The sequence below is a fragment of the Rhodococcus sp. SG20037 genome, assembly GCF_031763325.1.
In the GTDB taxonomy this organism is placed as follows: Bacteria; Actinomycetota; Actinomycetes; order Mycobacteriales; family Mycobacteriaceae; genus Rhodococcus_F; species Rhodococcus_F qingshengii.
Window position 1 is genome coordinate 1,523,011 of sequence record NZ_CP134497.1, and the last position, 25,520, is coordinate 1,548,530.

The 25,520-nt window shown below is 63.2% G+C and carries 27 protein-coding genes; 17 read left to right on the forward strand and 10 right to left on the reverse strand.

Annotated features, from left to right (window positions below):
- Complete coding sequence (locus RHP72_RS07085) at positions 1–1,188, reverse strand: nitric oxide synthase oxygenase (RefSeq protein WP_311094509.1); 1,188 nt, start codon at positions 1,186–1,188, stop codon at positions 1–3.
- Positions 1,189–1,423: 235 nt separating this feature from the next.
- On the opposite strand from RHP72_RS07085, the gene RHP72_RS07090 reads away from it, so the two are divergent.
- Complete coding sequence (locus RHP72_RS07090) at positions 1,424–2,584, forward strand: globin domain-containing protein (RefSeq protein ID WP_076948819.1); 1,161 nt, start codon at positions 1,424–1,426, stop codon at positions 2,582–2,584.
- Between the two features lie 3 nt (positions 2,585–2,587).
- On the opposite strand, the gene RHP72_RS07095 is transcribed toward RHP72_RS07090, so the two are convergent.
- Positions 2,588–3,334 (reverse strand): FAD-binding oxidoreductase, encoded by a 747-nt coding sequence (locus RHP72_RS07095; RefSeq protein WP_076948798.1) that lies wholly within the window; start codon positions 3,332–3,334, stop codon positions 2,588–2,590.
- 16 nt (positions 3,335–3,350) lie between these two features.
- Positions 3,351–4,547 (reverse strand): FAD-binding oxidoreductase, encoded by a 1,197-nt coding sequence (locus tag RHP72_RS07100; RefSeq protein ID WP_007726748.1) that lies wholly within the window; start codon positions 4,545–4,547, stop codon positions 3,351–3,353.
- 182 nt (positions 4,548–4,729) lie between these two features.
- On the opposite strand from RHP72_RS07100, the gene clpB reads away from it, so the two are divergent.
- The 5 genes from clpB (at position 4,730) to pyrE (ending at position 10,862) form a co-directional block, all read left to right on the forward strand.
- A complete protein-coding gene (clpB, locus tag RHP72_RS07105) occupies positions 4,730–7,282 on the forward strand; it encodes an ATP-dependent chaperone ClpB (protein ID WP_007726750.1) in 2,553 nt (850 codons plus the stop codon).
- 158 nt (positions 7,283–7,440) lie between these two features.
- On the forward strand, positions 7,441–8,394 hold the full coding sequence (locus RHP72_RS07110; RefSeq protein WP_311094510.1) for a hypothetical protein: 954 nt from the start codon (positions 7,441–7,443) through the stop codon (positions 8,392–8,394).
- An 86-nt stretch (positions 8,395–8,480) separates the two neighbouring features.
- Positions 8,481–9,383, forward strand: a complete 903-nt coding sequence (locus RHP72_RS07115) for a hypothetical protein (RefSeq protein ID WP_063315132.1) — start codon at positions 8,481–8,483, stop codon at positions 9,381–9,383.
- 46 nt (positions 9,384–9,429) lie between these two features.
- On the forward strand, positions 9,430–10,230 hold the full coding sequence (locus tag RHP72_RS07120; RefSeq protein ID WP_037131478.1) for an SDR family oxidoreductase: 801 nt from the start codon (positions 9,430–9,432) through the stop codon (positions 10,228–10,230).
- A 98-nt stretch (positions 10,231–10,328) separates the two neighbouring features.
- The gene (gene pyrE, locus RHP72_RS07125) at positions 10,329–10,862 is read left to right on the forward strand and encodes an orotate phosphoribosyltransferase (RefSeq protein ID WP_003944385.1); all 534 of its coding nucleotides are present in this window, start codon (positions 10,329–10,331) and stop codon (positions 10,860–10,862) included.
- A gap of 51 nt (positions 10,863–10,913) precedes the next feature.
- Here pyrE and RHP72_RS07130 read toward each other — a convergent pair whose 3' ends face one another.
- The 3 genes from RHP72_RS07130 to RHP72_RS07140 are packed head-to-tail and all read right to left on the reverse strand — an operon-like array spanning position 10,914 to position 13,234.
- Positions 10,914–12,170, reverse strand: coding sequence for an MFS transporter (locus RHP72_RS07130; RefSeq protein ID WP_003944384.1), 1,257 nt, complete (start codon positions 12,168–12,170; stop codon positions 10,914–10,916).
- 23 nt (positions 12,171–12,193) lie between these two features.
- Positions 12,194–12,637 (reverse strand): MarR family winged helix-turn-helix transcriptional regulator, encoded by a 444-nt coding sequence (locus tag RHP72_RS07135; RefSeq protein WP_003944339.1) that lies wholly within the window; start codon positions 12,635–12,637, stop codon positions 12,194–12,196.
- A 33-nt stretch (positions 12,638–12,670) separates the two neighbouring features.
- Positions 12,671–13,234 carry a TetR/AcrR family transcriptional regulator gene (locus tag RHP72_RS07140; RefSeq protein ID WP_007726755.1) on the reverse strand — a complete coding sequence of 188 codons (564 nt, stop codon included), beginning with the start codon at positions 13,232–13,234 and terminating at the stop codon, positions 12,671–12,673.
- Between the two features lie 63 nt (positions 13,235–13,297).
- Here RHP72_RS07140 and RHP72_RS07145 point away from each other — a divergent pair, with 63 nt between their 5' ends.
- The gene (locus RHP72_RS07145; protein ID WP_311094511.1) at positions 13,298–13,978 is read left to right on the forward strand and encodes a lysophospholipid acyltransferase family protein; all 681 of its coding nucleotides are present in this window, start codon (positions 13,298–13,300) and stop codon (positions 13,976–13,978) included.
- Between the two features lie 49 nt (positions 13,979–14,027).
- The gene (locus RHP72_RS07150) at positions 14,028–14,741 is read left to right on the forward strand and encodes a lysoplasmalogenase (protein WP_007726757.1); all 714 of its coding nucleotides are present in this window, start codon (positions 14,028–14,030) and stop codon (positions 14,739–14,741) included.
- Between the two features lie 4 nt (positions 14,742–14,745).
- Here the strand turns inward: RHP72_RS07150 and RHP72_RS07155 are convergent, their stop codons facing one another.
- Positions 14,746–15,189, reverse strand: coding sequence for a hypothetical protein (locus RHP72_RS07155; protein ID WP_311094512.1), 444 nt, complete (start codon positions 15,187–15,189; stop codon positions 14,746–14,748).
- 34 nt (positions 15,190–15,223) lie between these two features.
- Between RHP72_RS07155 and RHP72_RS07160 the strand changes: the two genes are divergently transcribed.
- The 6 genes from RHP72_RS07160 (at position 15,224) to RHP72_RS07185 (ending at position 19,263) form a co-directional block, all read left to right on the forward strand.
- Positions 15,224–16,006 carry an SDR family oxidoreductase gene (locus RHP72_RS07160; protein WP_003944309.1) on the forward strand — a complete coding sequence of 261 codons (783 nt, stop codon included), beginning with the start codon at positions 15,224–15,226 and terminating at the stop codon, positions 16,004–16,006.
- A gap of 67 nt (positions 16,007–16,073) precedes the next feature.
- Positions 16,074–16,673, forward strand: coding sequence for a DUF6636 domain-containing protein (locus tag RHP72_RS07165; RefSeq protein ID WP_003944380.1), 600 nt, complete (start codon positions 16,074–16,076; stop codon positions 16,671–16,673).
- Positions 16,673–17,365 carry a TrmH family RNA methyltransferase gene (locus RHP72_RS07170; protein ID WP_007726764.1) on the forward strand — a complete coding sequence of 231 codons (693 nt, stop codon included), beginning with the start codon at positions 16,673–16,675 and terminating at the stop codon, positions 17,363–17,365. Before RHP72_RS07165 ends, RHP72_RS07170 begins: the two co-directional genes overlap by 1 nt.
- Positions 17,366–17,422: 57 nt before the next feature.
- Complete coding sequence (locus RHP72_RS07175; protein ID WP_003944321.1) at positions 17,423–18,544, forward strand: glycoside hydrolase family 76 protein; 1,122 nt, start codon at positions 17,423–17,425, stop codon at positions 18,542–18,544.
- Between the two features lie 11 nt (positions 18,545–18,555).
- On the forward strand, positions 18,556–18,984 hold the full coding sequence (locus RHP72_RS07180) for an alpha/beta hydrolase (protein WP_311094513.1): 429 nt from the start codon (positions 18,556–18,558) through the stop codon (positions 18,982–18,984).
- 93 nt (positions 18,985–19,077) lie between these two features.
- Positions 19,078–19,263 carry a hypothetical protein gene (locus tag RHP72_RS07185; RefSeq protein ID WP_238704686.1) on the forward strand — a complete coding sequence of 62 codons (186 nt, stop codon included), beginning with the start codon at positions 19,078–19,080 and terminating at the stop codon, positions 19,261–19,263.
- On the opposite strand, the gene RHP72_RS07190 is transcribed toward RHP72_RS07185, so the two are convergent.
- Positions 19,226–20,224 (reverse strand): GNAT family N-acetyltransferase, encoded by a 999-nt coding sequence (locus tag RHP72_RS07190; protein WP_311094514.1) that lies wholly within the window; start codon positions 20,222–20,224, stop codon positions 19,226–19,228. The two genes, RHP72_RS07185 and RHP72_RS07190, sit on opposite strands and share 38 nt — an antisense overlap.
- 91 nt (positions 20,225–20,315) lie before the next feature.
- On the opposite strand from RHP72_RS07190, the gene RHP72_RS07195 reads away from it, so the two are divergent.
- Both RHP72_RS07195 and RHP72_RS07200 read left to right on the forward strand, forming a co-directional pair.
- Positions 20,316–21,668: an LLM class flavin-dependent oxidoreductase gene (locus RHP72_RS07195; RefSeq protein ID WP_311094515.1), complete on the forward strand. Its 1,353-nt coding sequence runs from the start codon at positions 20,316–20,318 to the stop codon at positions 21,666–21,668.
- Between the two features lie 44 nt (positions 21,669–21,712).
- Positions 21,713–22,840, forward strand: coding sequence for a GTP-binding protein (locus RHP72_RS07200; protein WP_054187136.1), 1,128 nt, complete (start codon positions 21,713–21,715; stop codon positions 22,838–22,840).
- Positions 22,841–22,851: 11 nt separating this feature from the next.
- On the opposite strand, the gene RHP72_RS07205 is transcribed toward RHP72_RS07200, so the two are convergent.
- Positions 22,852–23,514: a DedA family protein gene (locus tag RHP72_RS07205; RefSeq protein ID WP_003944306.1), complete on the reverse strand. Its 663-nt coding sequence runs from the start codon at positions 23,512–23,514 to the stop codon at positions 22,852–22,854.
- 29 nt (positions 23,515–23,543) lie between these two features.
- Positions 23,544–24,281, reverse strand: a complete 738-nt coding sequence (locus RHP72_RS07210; protein ID WP_003944390.1) for a VTT domain-containing protein — start codon at positions 24,279–24,281, stop codon at positions 23,544–23,546.
- Between the two features lie 181 nt (positions 24,282–24,462).
- Between RHP72_RS07210 and fbaA the strand changes: the two genes are divergently transcribed.
- Positions 24,463–25,500: a class II fructose-bisphosphate aldolase gene (gene fbaA, locus RHP72_RS07215; protein ID WP_007726777.1), complete on the forward strand. Its 1,038-nt coding sequence runs from the start codon at positions 24,463–24,465 to the stop codon at positions 25,498–25,500.
- Positions 25,501–25,520 lie beyond the last annotated feature (20 nt).

The following is a 25,520-nucleotide window of genomic DNA, read 5'->3' on the forward strand; positions in this document are numbered from 1 at the left end:
TCAGTTGTGGAAGGGGCACCGGCCTTGGTCGGTGCCCTTCTTCTTTTTTGTCACGAAATTGGGCCGGATGTCGAGATCGGGCTCGTCGTACAGGCGGTGGAACGTCGGCGTGAGCGAGCTGGACATGGGCGGGTTCACCCATGACCAGTCGGTCGGGCACTTGCGCCCGGCCTTGTCCTCACGCGCGATGTGATCGATGAATTGCTTTGCGACAGTGTGATGGTCGACCATGATGACGCCGGCCTTGCGGTAGCTGTGGATAACTGCACGGTTCAGTTCGACCAGTGCGCGGTCCTTCCAGAGCGTGCGGTCGTGGCTCATGTCGAGCTCCATCATCGCTCCGATGGTGGGCAACATGTTGTAGCGATCGGTGTCGCTGAAGTTGCGTGCGCCTACCTCGGTGCTGACGTACCAACCGCTGAACGGCGTGCAGGGATAAACGATTCCGCCGATGTCGAGGTTCATGTCCGAGACCGCAGGGACGGCATGCCATTTAAGCCCCAGATCAGCGAACCAGCTGTATTCGGGGTGCTCGATCTCGACCTCGAGAACCAGGTCGGTCGGGACGTCGAAGTACTGCAGGGGTTCGTCGGGAACCGAAATCAGTACGGGGAGAACGTCGAACGGCGTACCGGCGCCCTTCCACCCCATCGCGGTGACCTGAGCAGTCAGATCGACGTGCCACGGGTCGCCCAGAATGGTGCCGTCAGGCTGCCGGTAGCCGGCGTAGCGGATCAGTTGCGGGCTGAGGATTCGGTACTCCTGACCGTCCTCGCGGGGGAGTGGTCCGACCGTCACGACCGACTGCAGAGCGCCGCCGTTGGTCGACAGTCGCAGGTGCTCCCAGCATGCTTCGGCGAGAGCGGAAGCCGTGACGGCATCGCGCGCGTCGATGAGTTTGAGGGTCCGCCAATGCGCGCGACCGACGCACCTGGCGTGGTTTCGCCACGCGAGTTTGGCGCCGACGAGCAATTCCTCCGCTGTGTGCGTGTAGGTGTCGGTCCGATGGAGTTCACGCAAGGCCTCACGCCGCCGAGACGTCGGGAGGTGGCCCAGTTCCGGAGAGTCGAAAAATTCGACGCACTCGAGTTCCCGACGTTGAAGCTCGGTCAGCGTCGGGGTAGTGGAGGCGATCTGGGACGTAAGCCCGCTATCGGTGGGCAATTCGTCCTGTCGAACAAAATCCACGGCACGACTCCTGTTTGGCTGGTTGAGATTTCGCTGAACGTTAGCTCGGCGATCGAGAGTGTCGAAGCTCTTGTTTATCTTGCACGCAAGAATAAGAAAGGGACGGTCACACCGCGAAATGGGGTCGCATTGTGACACTTGTCCAGAATGATTTACGAGTCAGACATTTGTGACATAAGCTGCAGACGAAATTCCGCGGCGGGTCTTGCCGCGTCTAGTCGGGACGAGGATGAGCGTGGATTCGCAAGCAATCTCTCTGGTCCGGTCGAGCTTCAAATCCGTCGCTGCGGTAGAAGATGGTCCGGAACGGCTCGCCCGTACCTTCTATTCGATCCTGTTCGCTCGATCGCCCGAAACCCGGGAGTTCTTTCCGGCAGCGATGGATGTGCAGCGTGACCGGCTTGTCAGCGCTATCGCTCACGTCGTCGAACGCCTCGACGAGTCCGACGCGATACTCGAGTACCTCGCTCAGCTCGGCCGCGATCACCGTAAGTACGGCGTCACCGACGAGCACTACACGGCAGTCGGCAATGCCTTGATCGAAGCACTCGAGACTTTCGGTGGCGCCGAAATGTGGACAGACGAGGTCGACAGCGCGTGGCGCAACGCGCTCGCGATCATCTCGGCAGCGATGATGGACGCCGCCAACGCGGAAGACGGTCCGCCCGCGTGGAGTGCCACGGTCATCGAATGCCGCCCGGTCATCAAGGGCGTCGCCGTCGTGCGGCTGCAACTCGACCAGACGATGGAGTACCGCGTCGGTCAGTACGTCAGCGTGCAGGTCGCCGCGAGGCCACGGATGTGGCGCTACCTCTCTCCGGCCACGCCGTACGACGGGACCGGAATCCTCGAGTTCCACATCCGCCAGGTCACCGGCGGGTGGGTCAGCCCGGTCATGGTGAACCAGACCGCTGTCGGTGACACCTGGGTGGTCGGTTCGCCCATCGGCGCCTTGGGGATTCCGGAGAACTCCAAGGACCTTTTGATGATCGCGTCGGGAACCGGAGTGGCTCCGCTGCGCGCTCAGATACTCGAGCTGATCCGACGCGGCAACACCCGCAAGGTCCACCTGTTCTACTCCGGACAGCATCCGTGCGATCTCTACGACCTTCCGCATCTGTGGAAGCTGGCAGAGAAGTACCCGTGGCTCACGATCATCCCGGTCTCCGAAGAAGACGAGAATCCGTGGTGGCACACCGAAGCGGAGCCACTGCCGCCGATCGGCATGAAGCGGCGCATCGTCGGCAAGGTCGGTAAGGTCGTGACCTCGTTCGGGGACTGGGCGGGCTACGACATCCAGGTCGTCGGCAGCGAATCCATGGTCAACAGCACCAAATTCAGGCTTCGCGCAGTGGGCATCGACGTCGACACCGTTCGCAACGACCCGACGTACTGACCGTCAGTACGGATCGAACTGAATGACCTCGGCCGGCGTTCCGGCCTCGATCAATCGATCACGCGTCGACCGAACCATGGCCGCCGATCCGCACACCAGGACCTGATGTTCGGTGAACGCACCGTACGACGCGACGACGTCGGCGAGCGTGCCTTCGATGAGATGATCGTCGCCGAATCCGATGTCGACGTTCAACCGGTCGAACCATCCGTCGGGCGGGCCGCCGTCGGAGAGATCTTCGACGACAGGAATGGGCTGCAACCACGGAAACTGGTCGGCGAGCAGCCACAGCATGTCCGCCGCATAGAGATCACGAAGCGTTCGGCCACCGAAGAAGAGGTACACCTGCGGCGGGTTCGGGGTCTGAGCCAGATCGAGAATGATCGACCGGAGTGGGGCCAAACCGGTTCCGCCCGCGACCATGATGACGGTGGGGCCGTTCTCGTCGACGGACAGGTTGCCGCGCGGGTCGAGGATCTGCCAGACGTCGCCAGGCTGGGTGTCCTTGACTATCGGACCGCTGACCCAACCGCCGGGAACCGTCTTGACGTGAAACTCCAACTTCCCGTCGTGTGAGGGAGGCAGTGCAGGGGAGAGTCGACGGAGCAACCGCGAATTCTGGGGGACGCTGACGTCGACGTACTGGCCGGGTCGGAACGGGACGACGTCGCCGACAAGACGAACAACCGCCAGATCCTCACGGAGACGGTGATGTTCGACGACTGTGCTCGACCAGGTTCGCTGGGCCATGAAAGTACTCCTGTAGTCAGTAGAGCGGGTCGTGCCGGATCTGGTCGAGCGGAGTTCCGCCGGCACGCAAGGCGTAGACGGTTGTCTTGATCATCGACGGTGACCCCGAGATCTGCACCTGACGGTCGGCCCACGAACCGAACTGCGCGACCACTTTTCCGATCGGTCCGATCAGCCGGCTGTGCATTCCGAACGGTGGTTCGAGCACCGGTCCGTTGTGCCACCAAGGGTTTTCGGGTTCTTCGGAAACCGGTACGACGGTCAACCACGGGTTGCTGAGCGAGATGTGCCAGAGGGTTTCGAGGTCGTACAGATCGCAGGGATAGCGGCCGCCGACGAACAGGTGCACGCGCGGGTTGTGCGCGCGTTGAGACATTTCCATCACCTGTGCCCGCAGTGGAGCGATACCGGTGCCGGACCCGATCATGAGAACGTCACGGTCGCTGGTGAAGTCGACCTCGAGGCCGCCGAGGGGAGTGGACATGACCCAGCGGTCACCGACGTTGGTCTCGCTGACGATCGCGGGGCTGACCCATCCTCCCGACACCTTGCGGATGTGGAACTCGAGCTGACCGAAAGGGTTGGTCGGAATCGCCGGTGAGTAATACCGCCACATTTTCGGGCGCTGGGGAATCTGAACACCTACGTATTGCCCCGCCCCGTACGGAATGGGTGGGTCGGCTTCGAGGCGAACAATCGCCAGATCGTCGAGGACTCGTTCGTGGCTGACCACGGTTGCGCCCCAGAGCGCCGGGGTCGTATCGGATTCGGCGCCGTCGGCCATCGTGCCGACGACGAGGTCGGTGAACTGAGACCAGGCCTCGTCCAGCTCCGGCGTCCACTTGTAGCGGCTGTGCGCGCTCGTGCCGTACATCGACCGAACCGCGCGCTTCAGAGCGACGCCGGCGGCCTCGTAGTGCTCACGCTCGACGCCGTAGCGACGGTGGTCGCGGCCGAGTTGGGTGAGGAACTTCCGGATTCGGCGATGCTGGGGCAGATTCTTCACGACGAACTCGATGGCTCTGAAGAAACGGTGGCCCTGCGATTCCATCCCGGCCGGGAACAATGAGCGGTACAGAGGATGTTCCGCAAAGAGGCCGGTGTAGAACACTGCCGAGAAGTGCGCACGGCTCTCTTCGTCGTCGGTCAGAGAATCGAGGCTGGATTGCAGACGGGCGATCACTGTCGGATCCAATCCATCCCCCTTTCGCACCAGCTGCAACTCTCGCCACAATTCTAGTACGGCTGAAAATGTGACCTACGAAACCAACTCGGCCTGGCGAAAACAAACTTGAGCGGAATAGACTCAAGTTTGTCCGCGTTGAGCATATTGACACAGTCGCAATACCAACCGGTCGCGGCTCTTCCCGTTCGACTTCGCCAGAAAGGTGACAAGTGGACTCGTTCACACCAACAACCAAGACCCAGGCTGCGATGACGGCTGCACTGCAGTCGGCGTCGTCGGCGGGTAACCCCGATATCCGGCCTGCCCATCTGCTGGTCGCATTGCTCGACCAGACCGACGGCATCGCTGCCCCACTACTCAAAGCTGTAGGCGTCGACCCCACGGTCGTACACCGTGAAGCACAGGCAATCGTCGATCGCCTGCCCAAGACAACCGGCGCAAGCTCCACCCCGCAACTCGGGCGTGAGGCACTCGCGGCACTCACTGCTGCTCAGCACCTCGCCACCGAGATGGACGACGAATACGTCTCCACCGAGCACGTCCTCTACGGACTGGCCGGCGGCGACTCCGACGTCGCACAGTTGCTCGTACGGCACGGCGCCACCCAGGACGCATTGCGTGAAGCCTTCACCACCGTCCGCGGCAGCGCTCGCGTCACCAGCCCGGAGCCCGAAGGCACCTACCAAGCGCTGGAAAAGTACTCCACCGACCTCACCGAAGCTGCACGTAGCGGCAAGCTCGACCCGGTGATCGGTCGCGACACCGAGATTCGCCGTGTCGTGCAGGTGCTCTCGCGTCGTACCAAGAACAACCCGGTACTCATCGGTGAGCCCGGCGTCGGCAAGACCGCGATCGTGGAGGGCCTTGCCCAACGCATCGTCGCGGGTGACGTCCCGGAATCGCTGCGAGGCAAGACCGTCGTGTCCCTGGATCTCGGGTCCATGGTCGCCGGTGCCAAGTTCCGCGGTGAATTCGAAGAACGCCTCAAGGCTGTCCTCGACGACATCAAGAACAGTGCCGGACAGGTCATCACCTTCATCGACGAGTTGCACACCATCGTCGGCGCCGGAGCCACCGGTGAATCCGCGATGGACGCAGGCAACATGATCAAGCCGATGCTCGCCCGTGGTGAGCTGCGGCTGGTCGGTGCGACCACACTCGAGGAGTACCGCAAGTACATCGAGAAGGACGCAGCACTCGAGCGTCGTTTCCAGCAGGTGCTCGTCGGTGAGCCCTCGGTCGAGGACACCATCGGTATCCTGCGCGGCCTCAAGGAGCGCTACGAGGTGCACCACGGCGTGCGCATCACCGACTCCGCGTTGGTGGCGGCTGCCGCGCTGTCGGACCGCTACATCACGTCGCGGTTCCTGCCGGACAAGGCCATCGACCTCGTGGACGAAGCCGCATCGCGACTTCGTATGGAGATCGACTCGCGTCCCGTCGAGATCGACGAGGTGGAACGCACGGTTCGCCGACTCGAAATCGAAGAAGTGGCACTCGAGAAGGAAACCGACGACGCGTCCAAGGCGCGGCTCGAGAAGCTGCGTCAGGAACTCGCGGACGACCGCGAAAAGCTCAATCAGCTCAGCACCCGCTGGCAGAACGAAAAGCAGGCCATCGACTCGGTGCGCGTGCTGAAGGAACAGCTCGAAACCCTGCGAGGAGAGTCCGAACGCGCTGAGCGTGACGGCGATCTGGGCAAGGCAGCCGAGTTGCGCTACGGCCGTATCCCGGCGCTCGAGAAGGAACTGGAAGAGGCAGCAGCCGCTTCCGGAGCTGCCTCCGACGGTGACGTGATGCTCAAGGAAGAGGTCGGGCCCGACGACGTCGCAGACGTGGTCGCAGCCTGGACCGGAATCCCCGCCGGCCGGATGATGGAAGGCGAAACCGAGAAGCTGCTCCGCATGGAGTCCGAACTCGGCAAGCGCGTCGTCGGCCAGACCGACGCCGTCGTCGCCGTCTCGGATGCGGTTCGCCGCGCCCGAGCAGGTGTCGCCGACCCCAATCGGCCCACCGGTTCCTTCCTGTTCCTCGGCCCGACCGGCGTCGGTAAGACGGAGCTCGCCAAAGCCTTGGCGGACTTCCTCTTCGACGACGAGCGCGCGATGATCCGCATCGACATGAGCGAATACGGTGAGAAGCACTCGGTGGCCCGACTCGTCGGTGCTCCTCCGGGATACGTCGGCTACGAAGCCGGTGGCCAGCTCACCGAAGCAGTTCGACGACGCCCGTACTCGGTGGTCCTCTTCGACGAGGTCGAGAAGGCACACCCCGACGTGTTCGACGTCTTGCTCGCAGTACTCGACGAAGGCCGACTGACCGACGGTCAAGGCCGCACGGTGGACTTCCGCAACACCATCTTGATCCTGACCTCCAACCTGGGATCCGGTGGCACGCGGGAGCAGGTCATGGATGCGGTACGCCACGCGTTCAAGCCGGAGTTCATCAACCGTCTCGACGACGTGGTCATCTTCGACTCGCTCTCCGAGGAGCAGTTGGAGCACATCGTGGACATCCAGCTCGAGCAGTTGCAGAAGCGTCTGGCTGCGCGTCGTCTCACCCTCGAGGTGAACGGTGCGGCTCGGATGTGGCTCGCAGTGCGCGGCTACGACCCGCTGTACGGCGCTCGGCCATTGCGTCGACTCGTTCAGCAGTCGATCGGCGACCAGCTCGCCAAGCTGCTCCTGGCCGGCAAGGTCCAGGACGGCGACACCGTGCACGTCGGTGTCAGCGAGGACGCGGATCAGTTGGTCCTCTCCTGATTCGGTAAGCGGAATGCCCCGTCGATCCACTTGGATCGGCGGGGCATTCGCATTTTGTTCTACCCTGGATGGCTGGATGCTCGAACCGGGGACGAGTGCACCCGCGCCTCTCCGAACGACTTCGACGCTCTTTCGTCCCAACCGAAGGTGAGCCAGGCATGACCGATCAGAACGATCCGCGTAACTCGGGTGGGCCGCGCCGTGAGGATCCCGAGGCCACCGAGGTGTGGGTGCGTACGCCCGACCAGCCGACGGAGCAGTACGGGACGGTGTCCGGCCAGAATCCGAACCAGCCGACGGAGTATTTCGGTCAGCAGCCGGGGGCACAGCAGTATCCCTACGGGGGCCCGGATCAGAACACGGAGTATTTGGGGCAGCAGGGTCAGCAGCCGAATCCCACTCAGGCGTTCCCTGCCTACAACCCGCAGTTCGATCCGCAGGCGCCGCCGCCTGGTGCGACGCAGGCCTATCCGCCGTACACCGCTCAGCAGTACGGGAACCCGGATCAGTACGGGAACACGCAGCAGTACGGAAATACACAGCAGTATCCAGTTGCCGGTGGTGGCGGTGGAGTTCCGCCGGAACAGCCGTTCATCGACGATGGATCGTCGGGCGGCGGTAAGAAGCGCAAGCTCGCGACGTGGGTGGCCGCCGGTGTGGTCGGGATCCTGGTCGCCGTGATCGCGATCATCGCGTTCTCGGCGTTCGGCTCGAACGACAAGGGCACCCAGACCGCTTTCGTTCCCCCGACCACCACGACGCAGGCGCCGACCACGACACCGCCGAAGGCCAGCACCACGGCGCCGACTCCGACGACGGATTCTCCGCTCAGCCAGCTTCCAGGCGGGCTCGGCGAAGTCATCGGTGACGCCGGGGGAGCCGTCGGCACCGTGAAGTCGAACGACGGCGGCACGTTGGTCATCGATTCGATCGGGGGTTCGCAGGTGACGATTCTGACCACCGCGGACACCACGCTCATCGCGCTCAACCGCGCCACCATCGCCGATCTGCAACCGGGAGACAACATCGTCGTCGACGGCACGCCGGTGGAGAACGGCACGATGACCGCCAACACGATTCTGAGTACGTCGCTGCCGAAGTTCGGCAACTGAGTCGTTCACGACACATCGGGCGAGTCCACCAGGGTGTCGCGGGAGGTTGAGGCCGCGAGTCGCTACCCTGGAGGGTGATGACTGGAATGTGGTTCGGACTGGCAGCAATTGCACTCGCAGGCGCGGGTGCGCTTCTGTACGTCGACAGGACGAGGCGAGATCAATCCGGGCGAGTGCGTCAGATCTGGGCCAAGGCGCAGGGTTACACGTACACGGCCACTGACGATCAGCTGGCAGGCGAATGGCACCGCGCGGTCATGGCCAAGCAGGACTACCTGACTGCTACCGACGTCGTCCGCGGCCGCCGTCGCGGAGAGCAGTTCGTGCTGTTCGACCTGGAGGAGACCGCAACCATCGTGGCTGTTCGCCGCGAGATCGGGTCGGACGTCGACATCGATCTTCGGTTGAAGTCGACGGCTCCGCCCAAGGACGGCGACCTGAACCTGTTGGGTGCGATCGGTTCACGAGTCGTCTTCGCGACCGATCTCGAGATCGCACGTCGTGTCTGTGATCAGCGCATGGTGGCGTTCACCGAATCGGTTCCGCCGTCGATCAGCATGCTGTGGAGCGAAGGGCAGTGGACGCTCGGTTCGCTTCCGGTGACCAGTAACGGCCGGGACTGGGACGCGGCAATCGAGTCGGTTGCGCGCCTGTCCGGCATTCTGCATGTCCTGCCTCCCGTCACCGATCCCAACGAACTCGAGGTCGATCACGATCCGAGCCGCCCGCGGCCGGGCGCCGAGAAGTCTCGCCCAACTCCGGATCCGGTAGAACAGCCCCGTTCGCGTCAAGAGCAGCCGCCCCGTGACGCTCCGCCGCGTGAATTTGCCCCGCGTGAGTCCGCACCGCGTGAGCCCGCACCGCGGGAGCCCGCACCGCGGGAATCTGCGCCACGTCCGGATCAATCGCTGCGCAAGCCCGAGGCGGCTGACAAGCCGGCTCAGCGTCCGGCGTCGCAGCGCTCGGGCACAATTCGCCCGGTCGACTGACCTTTAAGGTTCCCGTCCAGGCGTGATAACCACTAGCGTGGCCGGTATGTCGACTTCCCACTCGGATCGCCCTGTGCGTCCCGTTGCCCTGGTGACCGGACCCACCTCTGGTCTCGGCGCCGGTTTCGCCAAGAAATACGCCTCCCTCGGATACGACCTGGTTCTCGTCGCACGTGACGAGGTCAGATTGCACGACCTCGCGTCCGAGTTGAAGACGATGTTCGGCACCGAGTCGGAGATTCTGGTTGCCGATCTCGCATCGGAGGCCGGACGCGACACGGTCGCGCTTCGTCTGGAGAAAGGCGTCGAGGTGTTGGTGAACAACGCCGGGTTCGGTACCTCCGGCGAGTTCTGGACCGCCGATCCGGCGCTTCTTCAGTCTCAACTCGACGTCAACGTCACCGCCGTGATGCGGCTGACCCGTGCGGCGCTGCCCAGCATGATCGCGTCGGCGCACGGAACGATTGTCAACGTGGCGAGCGTCGCGGGCCTGCTGTCCGGGCGGGGTTCGACGTATTCGGCAAGCAAGGCCTATGTCATCTCGTTCACCGAAGGGCTGTCCGGCGGGTTGGCCGGGACGGGAGTGCGCGTGCAGGCGCTGTGCCCGGGCTTCATTCGCACCGAGTTCCACGAGCGCGCGGGCATCGAGATGTCCACGATCCCCAAGCCGATGTGGCTGAGCGTCGACCAGGTGGTTGCGGCGTCGATGAAGGATCTCGGTGACGACAAGGTCATCAGTATTCCGGGATTCCAGTACAAGGTCCTCACGACGGCCGGGCGTCTCGTTCCCAAGGGGCTGGTTCGCCGGCTGACCAACATCGTCGGACGTGGCCGCGGGCGGACGTAGCCCAGAGGCGGAAGCCGGACGTAGCCCAGAGGCGGAAGCCGGACGTAGCCCAGAGGCAGAAGCCGAACACAAGGCAGTGGTCGGTAGGCTGAGCACTCATGAGCGATCGTGAGGATTTGGCTGCGCTGGTGCGCGAATTGGCTGTTGTACACGGAAAGGTGACGTTGTCCTCGGGCAAGGAAGCCGATTACTACGTCGACCTTCGCCGCGCGACACTTCACCACAAGGCAGCGCCGCTGATCGGCTCGCTGCTGCGTGAACTGGTCGCGGACTGGGATTTCGACGCCGTCGGCGGTTTGACGATGGGCGCCGATCCGGTTGCCATGGCGGTGATGCACGCTCCCGGCCGACCGATCGATGCGTTTGTCGTCCGCAAGGCTGCGAAGGCCCACGGGATGCAGCGCCAGATCGAGGGCCCGGACATCGTCGGCAAGCGTGTCCTGGTTGTCGAGGACACGACCACGACGGGCAATTCGCCGTTGACAGCAGTGAAGGCCCTGCGCGAGGCAGGGGCCACCGTGGTCGGAGTCGCTACGGTCGTCGATCGCGCCACGGGTGCGGATGCGGTGATCGGTGCCGAGGGCGTCGAGTACCGCTCGCTGCTGGGCCTGGAAGATCTGAACCTGAGCTGACGCCCCGTGAGTGGTTAAGGAGTCCCTGCACTCCTCAACCACTCACAGGGGTCAGTCGCCTACGGTGACGGCGAGTGCTTCGTCGACGCTGTGCGGCGCGGGATCGTGGTCGTCGACGTGAGCGAGAACCTTACGTCCGCTCGACAGGACGAATACGGCGGCGAGGGTGAGCACCGCGCCGACCCAGAACGGCATGTGGACGTTGGATTCGCCGAGCTTGCCGGCTACCCACGGAGCAGCGGCGCCGCCGACGAATCGAACGAAGCTGTAAGCAGCCGAGGCGGTCGACCGCTCCACGGGTGCTGAGATCATGACGGTTTCGGTGATGAGTGTGTTGTTCACGCCGAGGAACAAACCGGCGAGGACGACACCGACGATCAATACGATCTTGTTCTCGGTGAAGAGCGCCATCATGCCCAGGTCGAGTGCGAACAGGGTCAGTGCCAGCATCATCATCGGCAGGGTGCCGAAGCGTCGTTGCAGGCGAGGGGCGAGGAAAACCGACGAGATCGCCAGCATCAGGCCCCAACCGAAGAAGATGAATCCGATCGGGTACGCCCCCATGTCGAGGGGGAACGGCGTGTACGCGAGCAGCGTGAAGAATCCGTAGTTGTAGAGCAGCGCGGTGATGGCAACGGTGAGTAGCCCGCGGTGCCGCAACGCCTGGAAGGGCGCAGCGATGGACGTGTGGTGTTCGGGCTTGGGTGCGCTCGGAAGCATCACCACGATGAGAATGAAGGCGACCGCCATCAGGGCTGCGACGCCGAAGAACGGTGCGCGCCAGCTGATGTCACCGAGAACTCCGCCGACCAGCGGTCCGACTGCGATACCGATGCCCAATGCAGCCTCGTACAGGATGATCGCCCGTGCCACGCCGCCGCTGGCCGCGCCGACGATTGCCGCGAGCGCCGTTGCGATGAACAGTGCATTGCCGAGTCCCCAGCCCGCACGGAATCCGACGATCTGGCCGATGGTGCTGGAAGCGCCTGCCAGAGAAGCGAACACGATGATGATGGCAAGGCCTGCAAGAAGTGTTTTCTTGGCGCCGATGCGGCTGGACACCACACCGGTGATGAGCATGGCCACGCCGGTGACGAGCATGTAGCTGGTGAACAGCAGCGAAACCTGCGACGGTGTGGCGTCGAGTTGTTCGCCGATCGGTTTGAGGATCGGATCGACCAATCCGATACCCATGAAGGCGATGACGCTGGCAAAGGCTACCGCCCACACCGCTTTCGGTTGTTTCAGGAGGCTCGGCGGAGCCTCGTTCTGGTGCGTTGATGTCGCGGTCGTGTTGCTCACGGCCACCTCCTTTTTCAGTGGTGGGTGTTTCAGCTGGGATCGGAAGTCTTGATGATGGACCGCAATTCGGCCAATCCGTCGGCCAGTTTCTTGATCTGCTCGGGCCCGAGTTCGACGAAGTGGGGGACTAGAGCGTCGGCGATCTCGTTTCGACCGTCGTTCAAGATCTTTCGGCCCTTGTCCGTCATGGCCACTCGAACTGCCCGGGCGTCCTCGGGGTCGGCGCGGCGTTCGACGTAACCGTTCTCGCCGAGTTTGCGCAGTAGTGCAGTGGCAGAGGGCTGCGAGCTTCTGTCGAGTCGAGCGAAGTCGCTGATCCGCATTTCGCCGTATTCCTCGAGTAACGAGAGTGCGCGCAGCCAGGCGCGTGGGTACTGATCGGACGCGAAGGAGCCTGCCAGCTTCGCGAAGCGGTGCGTATTGCTCACGAGGTCGACGAGTAGTTCGTGCAGTTGCTGTTCTTCGTCTGTCACGAAGAACATTATTGCATAGGTTAACTATGTAAATCAACGAGTCCGTGGAAGGTGGTCCGTCACGGCGGTGGCTACCAGCGACGGCACATCGAGGTCGGGTGCGACGAGTGCGAGGCTTCGATTTGCCGCCAGCACTGCGATGCCGTGGGTTCCGGTCCAGATGTTCAACGCAGATGTGGTGGGATCGGAGGCGTCGGCCTCTTCGGTCAGGGATTGCAGGGCGGCGAAGAGTGGGAGAGAAGACTCTCGGAGGTTGCTGCCTGCGCCCTCGAGGAGGTCGTGGCGAAACATCAACTCGAACATCGCCGGTCGCTCCTGGGCGAATGACACGTATTCGATTGCTGCCGAGATCAATCGGCTACGAGCGGATTGTTTGCCGGCGAGGACGGGATCGAGTCTGTCGGCGAGATCGCGCAGGCCGTGTGAGGCAATTGCGGCTAGCAGGCTGTTGTGGGTCGGAAAGTATCTCCGCGGGGCGCCGTGCGACACGCCCGCCCGACGCGCTATCTCCCGTAGCGTCAGTTCTGTGGCGCCGTCGGCATCGAGAATCTCGACGCCGGTGGCGACGAGTGTTTCGCGAAGGCTGCTGACAGTCATGGAAGACAGTGTCTACTATTCTTGTCGTAGACACTGTCTACTAGACGGAAAAGGTGATGCCCTGTGCTCTATTGGCTGTTCAAATACGTCCTGATCGGCCCGGTCCTCTGGCTGTTCGGGCGGCCGACGATCGAGGGTCAGCACCACATCCCCAAGAAAGGGCCGGTGATTCTCGCCGGCAACCATCGGGCAGTCGTCGACTCGTTCTTCCTGGTTCTCATGGTGCGCCGACGCATCACCTTCGTCGCGAAGAGTGAATATTTCACCGGGACCGGTGTGAAGGGCGCGATGCAGCGCTGGTTCTTCGGTGGGGCCGGTCAGGTGCCGATCGACCGTAGCGGCGCCGACGCCTCCCGTGCGGCGTTGGACACGGCCATCGGGATTCTCGACAAGGGTGGTGTCTGGGGGATCTACCCCGAGGGAACACGATCACCCGACGGTTGCCTGTACAAGGGAAAGACCGGAGCGATTCGAGTTGCATTGGAAACCGGGGCGCCGGTCACTCCCGTCGTCGTACACGGCGGCGACGCAGTCAACCCGCCGGGTACGCGGATGTGGCGCTTCAGCAAGGTCCGGATCACGGTAGGGGAGCCGATCGACTTCTCTCGGTACCGCGAACTTCGTGGCTACCAGGCCGTCGTGCGTGCGGCGACGGACGAATTGATGGCAGTGCTCTGTGACCAGTCGGGGCAGGAATACGTCGATGTCTACGGCGCGGACGTCAAATCCGGCGATGCCGCCTGAGTGACCCAGTACGGTCGCTGTTGGACGTGTAACCAACAGGAGGATTGTGATGGCGGGCAAGTGGGGCATCGAGCACGCAGTTTTTGCGGCGGCGACGGCAGCGACAGTGGTCGGGGCAGTAGTCGGTAACGAGCGGGTTCAGCAGATCGCGAAGCCGTTGATCGCACCCGCTCTGGCCGCCCGAGTGCTGCGCAAGCGCTCGGAGACGGAAACTGCCGATACCGCACTGCTTCTGGCCGGTCTCGCCGCTGCAACTGTCGGCGACGTGTTCATGATCGACCCGGACAACGATGCTCGTCTGATCAAGGGCGCGTCCTCGTTCGCGGTGATGCAGGCCAGTTACTCGGCGCTCCTGCTGCGGCGCGGCGCTCGGCCGACCCGCGCTGCCCTGCGGCCCCGCATCAGCGGTTGGTCGACGGCGTCCGGACTGCTCCGTGCCAAGGCCCCGAGCGTGTCGACGCCGCTCACCGGATACGGATTGATGTTGGGAACCACCTCGACGTTGTCGGCGGACCCCGCTCTGGCACCGCAGTCAAAGGCCGTGCTCGACGTAGTCGTCCCGAACAAGGATCGACGCTCCTGGCTCGGATTGGGCGGAGTGCTCTTCACCGCATCCGACGGACTGATCGTGGTGCGTCGTCTGTTCATCCGCGGGACCGCCGGCCGCGCTGCTGCCGAGGGTGTGATCCTGGCGTCGTACGCGGGAGCGCAGCTGATGCTGGTGGAAGGCATGTTGGCGCTGGGACGCAAGAAGAGCGTCTAGTCTTTCACGGGCACAGCATGATTCGGTCTCGGTTCTTCGGGTCCACCATGACGGTGACCGTGGATCCGGGAGTGATCTTGTCTTTGTACTCGGGTCGGATCTCGTACTCGACCCGGCCCGAGTACGAATCGGAACCTGGAACCGTGAGGTGGAGTGCGAGCTTGGCCAATTCGCCGTCGACGGTTCGGCGCAGGGGTGTGACGGTGTCGATTCGTGCCCACCCTTCGAGGCCGTGCTTTTCGAGTTTGCGCTCGGCGCGGGTCGGGCGGTTGGCCCATGCCATTCCGAATCCGAGAACCGAGCCGAAAGCGGCGAGCAGCCCGCCGATCTGATAGGGCAGCGTGCCAGGCGGAGTGTGCTCGACCAGCCATCCGAGCCACACGGCGAGCACGATCAGATACCCCACCGCGATGAAACACACGGTGTGTACGACGCGACGGTGATTCATCAGATTTCCTCCACATCCAGGATAGCCTGACCGGATGAGCGAACCGAACGTCTTCATCACCGGTGCTGCGGCTGGAATCGGGCGGGAGACGTCGCTGTTGTTCGCGCGCAACGGATACCGCGTCGGCGCGTTCGACATCGACGACGCCGGCCTTGCCTCCTTGAAGGCCGAGATCGACGGTTTCGGCGGCAGTGTCGTGACGGGTGTCCTGGACGTCACCGATCCGGCCGGATGGGCGCAGTGTCTGGCCGATTTTGCCGGGGAGTCCGGGCGTCTGGACATCCTGATCAACAATGCGGGCGTGCTCTCGTCGGGACGGTTCGAGGATATTTCTCTTGCGGCGCATCGCCGAATGGTCGACATCAACATCACCGGCACCCTCAACGGCACGCACACGGCTTTCCCGTACCTCCGCGATACCGTCGGCGCCCAGGTGGTCAATCTGTGCTCCGCTTCGGCGATCTACGGCCAGCCCGAACTCGCGACGTACGGTGCAACCAAGTTCGCGATCCGCGGCCTGACCGAGGCGCTCGATCTGGAATGGGCACAGCACGACATCCGTGTTCTCGCGCTCTGGCCGTTGTTCGTCCAGACCGCGATGGTCACTGGAATGGACACCGGAGCCACCAGATCGTTGGGTATCAAGCTGACTGCAACCGACGTCGCGCAGGAACTGTGGGCGGCCACACGCGGCGCCGGACGGATGCACAAGGTTCACTACCCGGTCGGAACTCAGGCGAAGCTCTTCCTCAGCGCGTCGCGGTTCTCGCCCGCGTGGCTCTCACGGCTGATGAACAAGCGCGTCACCAGCACTTAGTCGACCACACGATAGAGTGCACTGTCGGCTGTTGCTGGGCCAAGATGACGTGTGTGGAGGTAGTCGGGTGGTTCGTGTTCGGGTGGGGTTCGTCTTGTTGGGCGTCGGGTCGGCGCTCGTGCTCGCAGGGTGCAGCGGGGAGGCGGATTCAGCGCCGACCGTAGCGGCGCAGCCCAGTTCGTCCACCACTACCGCAGTGCCGACGACGACCACCACCGTCGCGCCCGTCGTCCCCACGACCACCGAACCACCGACCACGACGCTGCCACCGACGACGACACTCACGGACGTGCAGTTCGAGCGCAACGAGTCGTACTACTTCACCACTCCAGACGGAAACTTCCAGTGCGGCATCATCAAGTTGCCCACCAGAATCGAAGCCGGGTGCGAGGGAACGACCACTCCCGTTCCGCCGCGGCCGGAGAGCTGCATGGTCAACTGGGGCAACGGTATTCGCGTCACCGACGAGGGTGAGGGTGCTTTCATGTGTTCGGGCGGAGAGGTGTACACCTCTGGCGGCCCCGACGCCGATCCGGTGTTGGCGGCCGGTCAACCGCTGAGCAAACTGGGTTTCACCTGTACGACCACCGCGACAGACGTCTCGTGTGTCAACGATCAGACCACGCACGGCTTCACCGTGGCTGCAGATTCCAACGAGGTGTTCTGATGACCGAAGTCGCAGCCGACGACGTGTCCGGCGGAGCCGGTGAACCGGGACCCACCGAGTGGGGCGAGAATCCCAACGGCGTCGGACCCTGGGCCGAGGAGCACGACACGGAACCGCCGACCGACGAGCGCTACGACCCGGTACTTCTGGCCGAGGGTGATCGTCGAAACGTCTTGGACGAGTATCGGTACTGGACGCGGGAAGCGATCGTCGAGGACATCGACTCGCGCCGTCACACGATGCATGTCGCCATCGAGAACTTCGCGCACGACGCCAACATCGGCACGGTGGTCCGCACGGCCAACGCGTTTGCCGCGGCCGCGGTCCACATCGTGGGGCGTCGGCGCTGGAATCGGCGGGGCGCCATGGTGACCGATCGATACCAACACATCGTTCACCATGCAGACATCGGCGAACTCGTCGAGTACGCCCGTGAGAATTCACTCACGATCGTGGCCGTCGACAACACCCCGGGGTCGGTGCCGCTGGAAACGGCAAGCCTGCCGCGGGAGTGCATCCTGCTGTTCGGTCAAGAAGGCCCCGGAGTGACCGATCATGCGAAAGAGGTTGCGTCCATGACGGTCTCGATCGCACAATTCGGTTCGACTCGCAGCATCAACGCCGGTGTCGCGGCCGGCATCGCGATGCACGCGTGGGTACGTGAGCATGCCGATCTCGCCGATTCCCGCTGATCTCGCTCGCGAATTCCGGCTAGCGTGTAGCGCCTCGACCAGACAGGATAGGTAGTTATGCAGGAAGTGTGGGCAGAGCGGGCCGATGCGGCTGAGGGCGCGATAGTCAGTCGTCACCTTCGGCGCCTGTGGGGAATGCCCCGGACAGCACTCGGCGTGGTTGCCTGGCCTGCTGTTCGACGCGAGCGGATGTTCAAGCCGTGGCACTACTGGTGGCAAGCGCACCTGCTCGATACTGCGATCGACGCACTCGAACGTGACCCGACCCCCAAGCGTCGTCGCCGGGTCGCGAAGGTTGCCCGCAGTGTGCGGGTCCGCAACGTCTCGGCGTGGACCAACAACTACTACGACGACATGGCGTGGCTGGGCCTCTCGCTCGAACGTGCGCAACGCATGTTCTCGGTCGATCACCGAACCGCGGTTCAGGCGCTCGAATCGCAACTCTTCGATTCGTGGTCCCCGGCCGACGGCGGCGGTATTCCGTGGTGCAAAGGCTCCGATTTCTACAACACACCGGCAAACGGACCCGCCGGAATCATGCTGGCGCGCACCGGAAAACTCTGGCGTGCGCAGGCAACGGCCGACTGGATCGACGAGACACTGCGGGATCCGGACTCCGGACTGATCTTCGACGGTATCCGCCGCGACGGCACCCTCGAGCGCGCGATCTATTCGTACTGTCAGGGCGTCACGCTGGGGTTGGAAACCGAGTTGTCGACACGATTGGGCGAACCGCGTCACCGCGAGCGAGTCCACAAACTCGTCGACGCCGTGTACGACGGCATGACCGAGTACGGAGTCATCACGGGCGGTGGCGGAGGCGACGGCGGACTGTTCAACGCAATCCTGGCTCGCTACCTCGCGTTCGTGGTGGTGAACCTGTCCTGGGAGACTCACGAGGACCTGCGAGCGCGCGAACTCGCAGCGCAGATCGTTCTGTCCTCCGCGGAAGCGGCCTGGAACAACAGACTGCAGATCGAAGGTCTGCCGCTGTTCGGGCACGACTGGACCAAGGATGCTCAGTTGCCGAGTCTGTCCGGCGACATCGCCACCTTCGCCGCCGGAACCGTGCGCTCGTCGAGCGTGCCCGAGCGAGACCTCTCGGTGCAGGTAGGTGGGTGGATGCTCATGGAGGCGGCATTTGTCGTCTCGGCGGCTGGATACCCGCGTAAGCGTTAGGCTTTTTCCTCATGGAATCCCGGCACGCGGTCGACACGGACGGCGTACGTCTTCACATCGATGTCGGTGGGGCAGGGGCGGACGTTCTGGTTCTCTCCGGCGGCCCGGGATGCGTTCACTATCTTGCTCACGACGAGCTGGTTCCGGAAGGAATGCGCGCGTGGTGCCCTGAGCCACGCGGAGTCGGCCGGTCCGGTGGCGGCGCTCATACGATGGCGCAGGCGGTTGCGGACCTCGAACTCGTCCGACGCACGTTCGAGATCGACAGTTGGGTCGTGCTGGGGCACTCGTGGGGATCCGACTTGGCGGTGCGGTACGCACTCGACTGTCCGGAATCGGTGTCCGGCGTCGTCGGCATCGCGGGGCACGGCCTCCACAAGGACCGGACATGGTCGAAGCAGTACGAAGCGGGAATCGAGCCGGACCCGCAGATACCTTGAGAACCTGTTGTCTGGCAATCGCTTCAAGAATCGTTCATCGAATGGATCCATGAACCACAGCTGTTTCGGCAGTTGGCCGACTCACCCGTGCCCATGACATTTCTCGCGGCGGCCGACGACATTCGCCCGTCGTGGCCGTTGCAGCAACTGGCCGAGCTCGTGCCTAACGGTAGTTTCGAGGTCGTCGACGGTGTCGCGCACAACTTCTGGCAGTCTCACCCGCTCCTGTGGAGGAAGATCGTCACCGAGGCTTGTGCGGCGCACTCTCGGCTCTCCTGATTTCCACCAGGATCCGCTCCGCGACGGTCTGGTATCCCAGGCTCCGATTGACGGTCAGCATCGGGTGATTCTCCGCGTTCACCGTTGTGTAAATCTTTCGCAGGGAGGGAAATTCAGCTGCCAATACAGACGCTTGTTGCTCCTTGACCCACTGAGCGAGACCGTGCCCGCGGTGCTGGGGAAGTACCACGGTGTCGTGCTGCGATGCGTGGGTGCTGTCATGTTCGTCCACCGTCACCACTGTCGCTGCGGCTACTTCGCCGACGCTGTCGTCGACCGCGCAGCACACCAGGAGTAATTGAGAGCCGTCCGTCATCTTCTGTTCCCACGATCTGACCTCGTCGGCTCCCCAATTGCGTTCGGGCACCTGCAGTTCGGCGCCCGGCGCGTCGAGGAGTCGGTTCAATGCCTCCGAGAAGGAGTGGACCAGCTCGTCCGGGGTTCGGTTGCGCCAACTGACGATTCGATAGCCGGGGCGAGCGCTGTGTGCGGTGGGAGCACTGAGGTGCTGGACCTGGTTGGCCAACCGAAGCAACACGCGGTGACCGTCGAACGATCGCAGGAAATGCTCGGCTGCGCTTCCGACGAGCGCCGTCACTCTGATTCTTCGCACGCCGAACCCGGCGATGTCGACTTCGACGAGTTCGGCAAGCGCTCGTCCCACCCCTCGTCGCTGCGCGTGGGGTGTCACGTACATCCGAAACTCTGCGAGATCGGCTTCGGCCGAGTTGCGTCGTGCCTGGGCGATGCCGAGGACCTCGTCGGTGCCGGCGTCGCGTGCAATCCAACGCCGTACATCGGCCGAATTGTCTTCGGCCTCGATCATTTCCATCAGCGCAGTCGCTGTCGGCGCAGTCCCGGACAGGTGACGCTGGCCTTCGGCGAACACCTCACACCACTGATGAAGAACAGTTGCTGTCGCTCCGGACGGTACGAACTCGGCTACAACTACGCGGCTCACCCATGTGACGATACCGACCTGCCCACCCTGAGTTGGAATCACGCGAACCCTAACCCTGTCGGACTGCGGCGGCAGTTGCCAGCATTCAGGCATGCCTGATTCTCCGCGCCAACTGAGCCTCAACGCGTTCATCCACCCCGCCGGTCATCACGAAGCGGCGTGGCGTCATCCGTGGACAACCCCGGAACGTCTGTTCGACGTCACGTATTTCCAGGAGATCGCTCGCACTGCTGAGGCGGCGAAGTTCGACGGAATCTTCTTCGCCGACGGTCCCGCGTTGCGCAGCGACGTCGAGCACGGTCCCGCAGGGACATTGGAGCCGATCACCTTGTTGACGGCCATTGCAGTGGCGACCGAGCGAATCGGATTGATCGCGACGGCGTCGACCACGTACTACGAGCCGTACAACCTGGCTCGGCTGTTCGCCTCGCTCGACCACATCTCGAACGGACGCGCGGGGTGGAACATCGTCACCACGGGTACGGATCTGGCTGCCGCCAACTTCGGGCTGGCCAAGCATCCGGACCACGGCGACCGGTATTCGCGTGCAAGGGAATTCGTCGACGCGGTGGTGCGGTTGTGGGACAGCTGGGAGGACGACGCGATCAGTCTGGACCGGGAGAACGGAATCTACGCGGACAGAAACAAGATTCACGAGATCAACTACGTCGGGCGGCATCTGCGGGTGCGGGGACCGTTCAACGCACCGCGAACTCCGCAGGGATACCCGGTGCTGGTGCAGGCCGGTGCGTCCAACGACGGTCGCGCATTTGCCGGTCAGTACGCGGAGGCGATCTTCACAGCGCACCAGAGACTTTCCGATGCTCAGGCGTTCTACACCGACATCAAGTCGAGGGCTGCGCAGTTCGGGCGTAACCCCGACCACGTCAAGATCCTGCCCGGAATCAGCCCGTTCATCGGTGACACCGAGGAGCAGGCCAAGGCGCTCGAGCGAGAATTCAACGAGTTGACCTCGCCGGAGTACGGCCTCGCGCAACTCGGTGCACTCACCGGGGCCGATGTTCGGAATCTGGAACTGGATGCACCGGTTCCTGTCGAATTGTTCGCGACTGCAGGGGATGTCACCGACAACAAGCAAAGCAGATTGCAGGTGATCGCCGGCATCGTCGAGCGCGAGCGTCCGACGGTTCGTGGCCTCCTTCATCGATTGGCGGGTGCGCGCGGGCACCGGGTGTTTGCCGGAACCGCCGAGCAGGTAGCCGACACGATCGAGGAATGGTTCACCAGCGGTGCTGCTGACGGCTTCAACGTCATGCCGCCGTACTACCCGGGTGGGCTCGAGATCTTCACCGAGCGTGTGGTCCCGATCCTGCAGGTTCGCGGTCTTTTCCGGACCGAATACTCGGGTACGACCCTTCGTGATCATTTCGGTTTGCCGAGGCCCGAGAGCCAGTTCTCGGGTAGTGCCTCTGCAGTGCAGTAGGCCCGCCCGCTGTTGTCGATAATGACAATGGTTACCATTAAGGAATGAAGCAGCTACCGGTAACCGTGCTGTCCGGATTTCTGGGCGCAGGCAAGACCACACTCCTCAACCACATTCTCGCCAATCGCGATGGCCGGAGGGTCGCCGTCATCGTCAACGACATGAGCGAGATCAACATCGACGCGGCCCTCGTCGCGGGCCAGGGTCATCTCGACCGCACGGAAGAGAAGTTGGTCGAGCTGACCAACGGATGCATCTGCTGCACGCTGCGTGAGGATCTGATCGACGCCGTCGGCGCCCTGGCCCGAGAGGGGCGATTCGATCAGTTGGTGATCGAGTCCACCGGCATCTCCGAACCGATGCCGGTGGCGGCCACCTTCGACTGGGAATTCGAGGACGGTTTCAGCCTCGGCTCGCTCGCGAAGCTCGACACCATGGTGACCGTGGTGGACGCGTCGACCTTCCTCGGCGAGCTGGCAAAAGGCGAACGACTGGACGAGCGCAACCTCGAAGCCGGGGAGGGGGACGGACGCAGCATCTCCGATCTCCTGGTCGATCAGGTGGAGTTCGCCGACGTCATCTTGCTGAACAAAACCGACCTGGTGAGCCCGCGGGCGGCAGGAACCGTCGAGGCGACGCTTCGTAGGCTCAACCCCACCGCTCAACTGATTCGAACAGATCACGGCAAAGTCACCCTCGACCGTGTCCTCGAAACCGGTCTCTACAACCCGGAACTTGCTGCGCAGGTACCCGGTTGGGACGAGGAACTGGCCGGTGGGCACACCCCGGAAACCGAGGAATACGGAATACGCAGCGTCACATACCGCGCCTCGCGACCCTTTCATCCGGCGCGACTCGAGGCCGCGCTCGGTCAGTTCGCCGGACTCCTGCGGAGCAAGGGATTCTGCTGGATCGCCAGTCGGCCCGAGTTCGCCGCGATCTGGTCGCAGGCAGGCCCCAACCTCGTCATCGAACCGGCTCAACTGTGGGCGTCGGCGGCGGAGGTGCCAGGGCAGGAGATCGTGTTCATCGGAGTGAAACTGGACCCGGCGGCGCCGTCACGAATCCTCGATCCGGCTCTGCTGACCGATGACGAACTACGCGAAGGGCCGCGGGCATGGACTCGCTACGAGGACCCGCTGCCGGCGTGGGACCAGGGCCACCTGCACTGAGCAGTCAGCTCCTAGTCGAGGACTTCTTCGACCTCGACGTCTTCGGCCGGTCGGGCCATCTCCTTGCGGTACTGCCAGATTCCCAGCGCAGTACCGATGACCAAGCTGACCATCATCACGATCAGCACGGCGGGCAGCAACCACGGCACGCGATCGAGGAACGAGCCACCGTAGAAACCGAGTAGCAGGAGCACGGGCGCCCAGATGATCGCGCCGATGGTGCTCGCGATGGTGTAGCGCGTGTGGTTCATCTTGGCTGCGCCCGCGACCATCGGGCACAGGGTGCGCACCCACGGAACCCAGCGAGCAATCAGGACCGCCCAGAATCCGTGTTTTTCCAACAGGATGTTCACGCGGTGCAGGTTCTTCTCGGTGAAGTACTTGCCGCCCTTACGGGCTTTGATGTGATTGCCGGTCCGGTGGCCGATGACGTACCCGACCTGGTTGCCGGCAATGGCCGCGATCATCGCACCGACAGACAACGCCCACACGTGGCCCGCGCCGGATTCGTGGCCGGCAAGAACGATTCCGGCTGTGATCAGAAGCGAATCACCGGGGAGAAACAACCCGAGGATGATCGCGCACTCGATGAAGACGAACGTGACGACGATGATCCAGACCAACAGAGGCCCGGCAGTCTCGAGCGGGGAGAAACTGCCGGATGCGAGCGTCATCGTCGTCAGTTCTTCGCCTCGTTCTGCAATCAGGGGGTGGGGTCTTCGGGGACTGTCACCGTCGAATTGTCCGTAGTGGAAGTATTCGCCGTTTCACCACGTCTCGACGCCAGAATTCGCTTCCCGATTTCGAAGACGATCGGCAGAACCGACACCAGGACGATCAAGATGAAGATGTAGTCGACATTGTCGCGGATGAATTCGATCTGCCCCAGGAGGTAGCCGAGCAAAGTCACGCCGGCACCCCACAGGATGCCGCCGACGATGTTGTACGTCAGGAACAGTGAGTACTTCATCTTCGAAGCGCCGGCGACAACCGGAGCAAAAGTACGCACGATCGGCACGAACCGAGCCAGGATAATGGTGATCGGGCCGTGCTTTTCGAAGAAGGCGTGTGACTCGTCGATGTACTTCTTCTTGAAGAACCGCGCGTCGTCCGTCTTGAACAGGGCAGTTCCGCCCTTGGCGCCGATGTAGAACCCGACTTGGTCACCCAGAATCGCGGCGATCGGAATGGTCACCAGGAGCACCCACAGCGGCGCGAACGGTTCGATCTCGGTGGACTTGGACGCCGCGATCAGCCCTGCGGTGAAGAGGAGCGAATCGCCGGGCAAGAGCGGAAACAGCAGGCCTGATTCGATGAAGACCACCAGAAGCAATCCCACCAGAACCCACGTTCCGAAGGAATTCAAGAGGTTCACGGGATCGAGGAAGCCGGGCAGCAAGGCCAGGTTCGTCACGGATTCAGTTGCTGCCTGCACATTCACGGTGGCCAGAGTACCGGCCGAATCTGAGTGTTTCCCACCACCGCAGGTCATCGCGTCGGTGGCGGCGGGCCGAGACCGCAAAGAGACGTGACGAGTCGGACTTGCCATACTGCTAGGACCACACGAAGCGCTTTCACATCGCCGAGCGCTCCGAACGACACGTATATGGAGGACTCCCGCCGTGCCTATCGCAACTCCCGAGGTCTATGCCGAGATGCTTGGTCGGGCCAAGGAGCATTCCTTTGCCTTCCCCGCCATCAACTGTGTCGGCTCCGAATCCATCAACGCAGCCATCAAGGGCTTCGCGGACGCCGGCAGTGACGGCATCATCCAGTTCTCGACGGGCGGCGCCGAGTTCGGTTCCGGTTTGGGCGTCAAGGACATGGTCACCGGCGCTGTTGCGCTCGCCGAGTTCGCACACGTGATCGCGGCAAAGTACGACGTCACCATCGCGCTGCACACCGATCACTGCCCGAAGGACAAGCTGGACACCTACGTGCGTCCGCTGCTCGCGATCTCGCAGGAGCGCGTCGACGCCGGTCGTAACCCGCTGTTCCAGTCGCACATGTGGGACGGCTCGGCTATCCCGATCGACGAGAACCTGGCCATCGCCAAGGAACTGCTCGCCCTCTCGAAGGCTGCACGCATCATCCTCGAGGTCGAGATCGGTGTCGTCGGCGGTGAAGAAGACGGCGTCGAAGCCGAGATCAACGACAAGCTCTACACCTCGAGCGAAGACTTCGAGAAGACGGTCGATGCTCTGGGCATCGGCGAACAGGGCAAGTACCTCCTTGCCGCCACCTTCGGCAACGTCCACGGCGTCTACAAGCCGGGCAACGTCAAGCTCAAGCCCGAGGTTCTCGAAGAGGGCCAGAAGGTCGCCGCTGCCAAGCTCGGCCTGGCTTCCGGTTCGCAGCCCTTCGACTTCGTCTTCCACGGTGGATCGGGATCGTTGAAGTCGGAGATCGAGGACTCGCTGAACTTCGGCGTCGTCAAGATGAACGTCGACACCGACACCCAGTACGCGTTCTCCCGTCCGATCGCCGGACACTTCTTCACCAACTACGACGGCGTCCTCAAGGTCGACGGCGAGGTCGGAAACAAGAAGGCATACGACCCGCGCAGCTACCTCAAGAAGGCCGAAGCCGGCATGACGGCTCGCGTCGTCGAGGCGTGCAACGACCTGAAGTCGGCCGGACGCTCGGTGTCGGCAGGCTGATCGGTTTCACAACTGCGCTT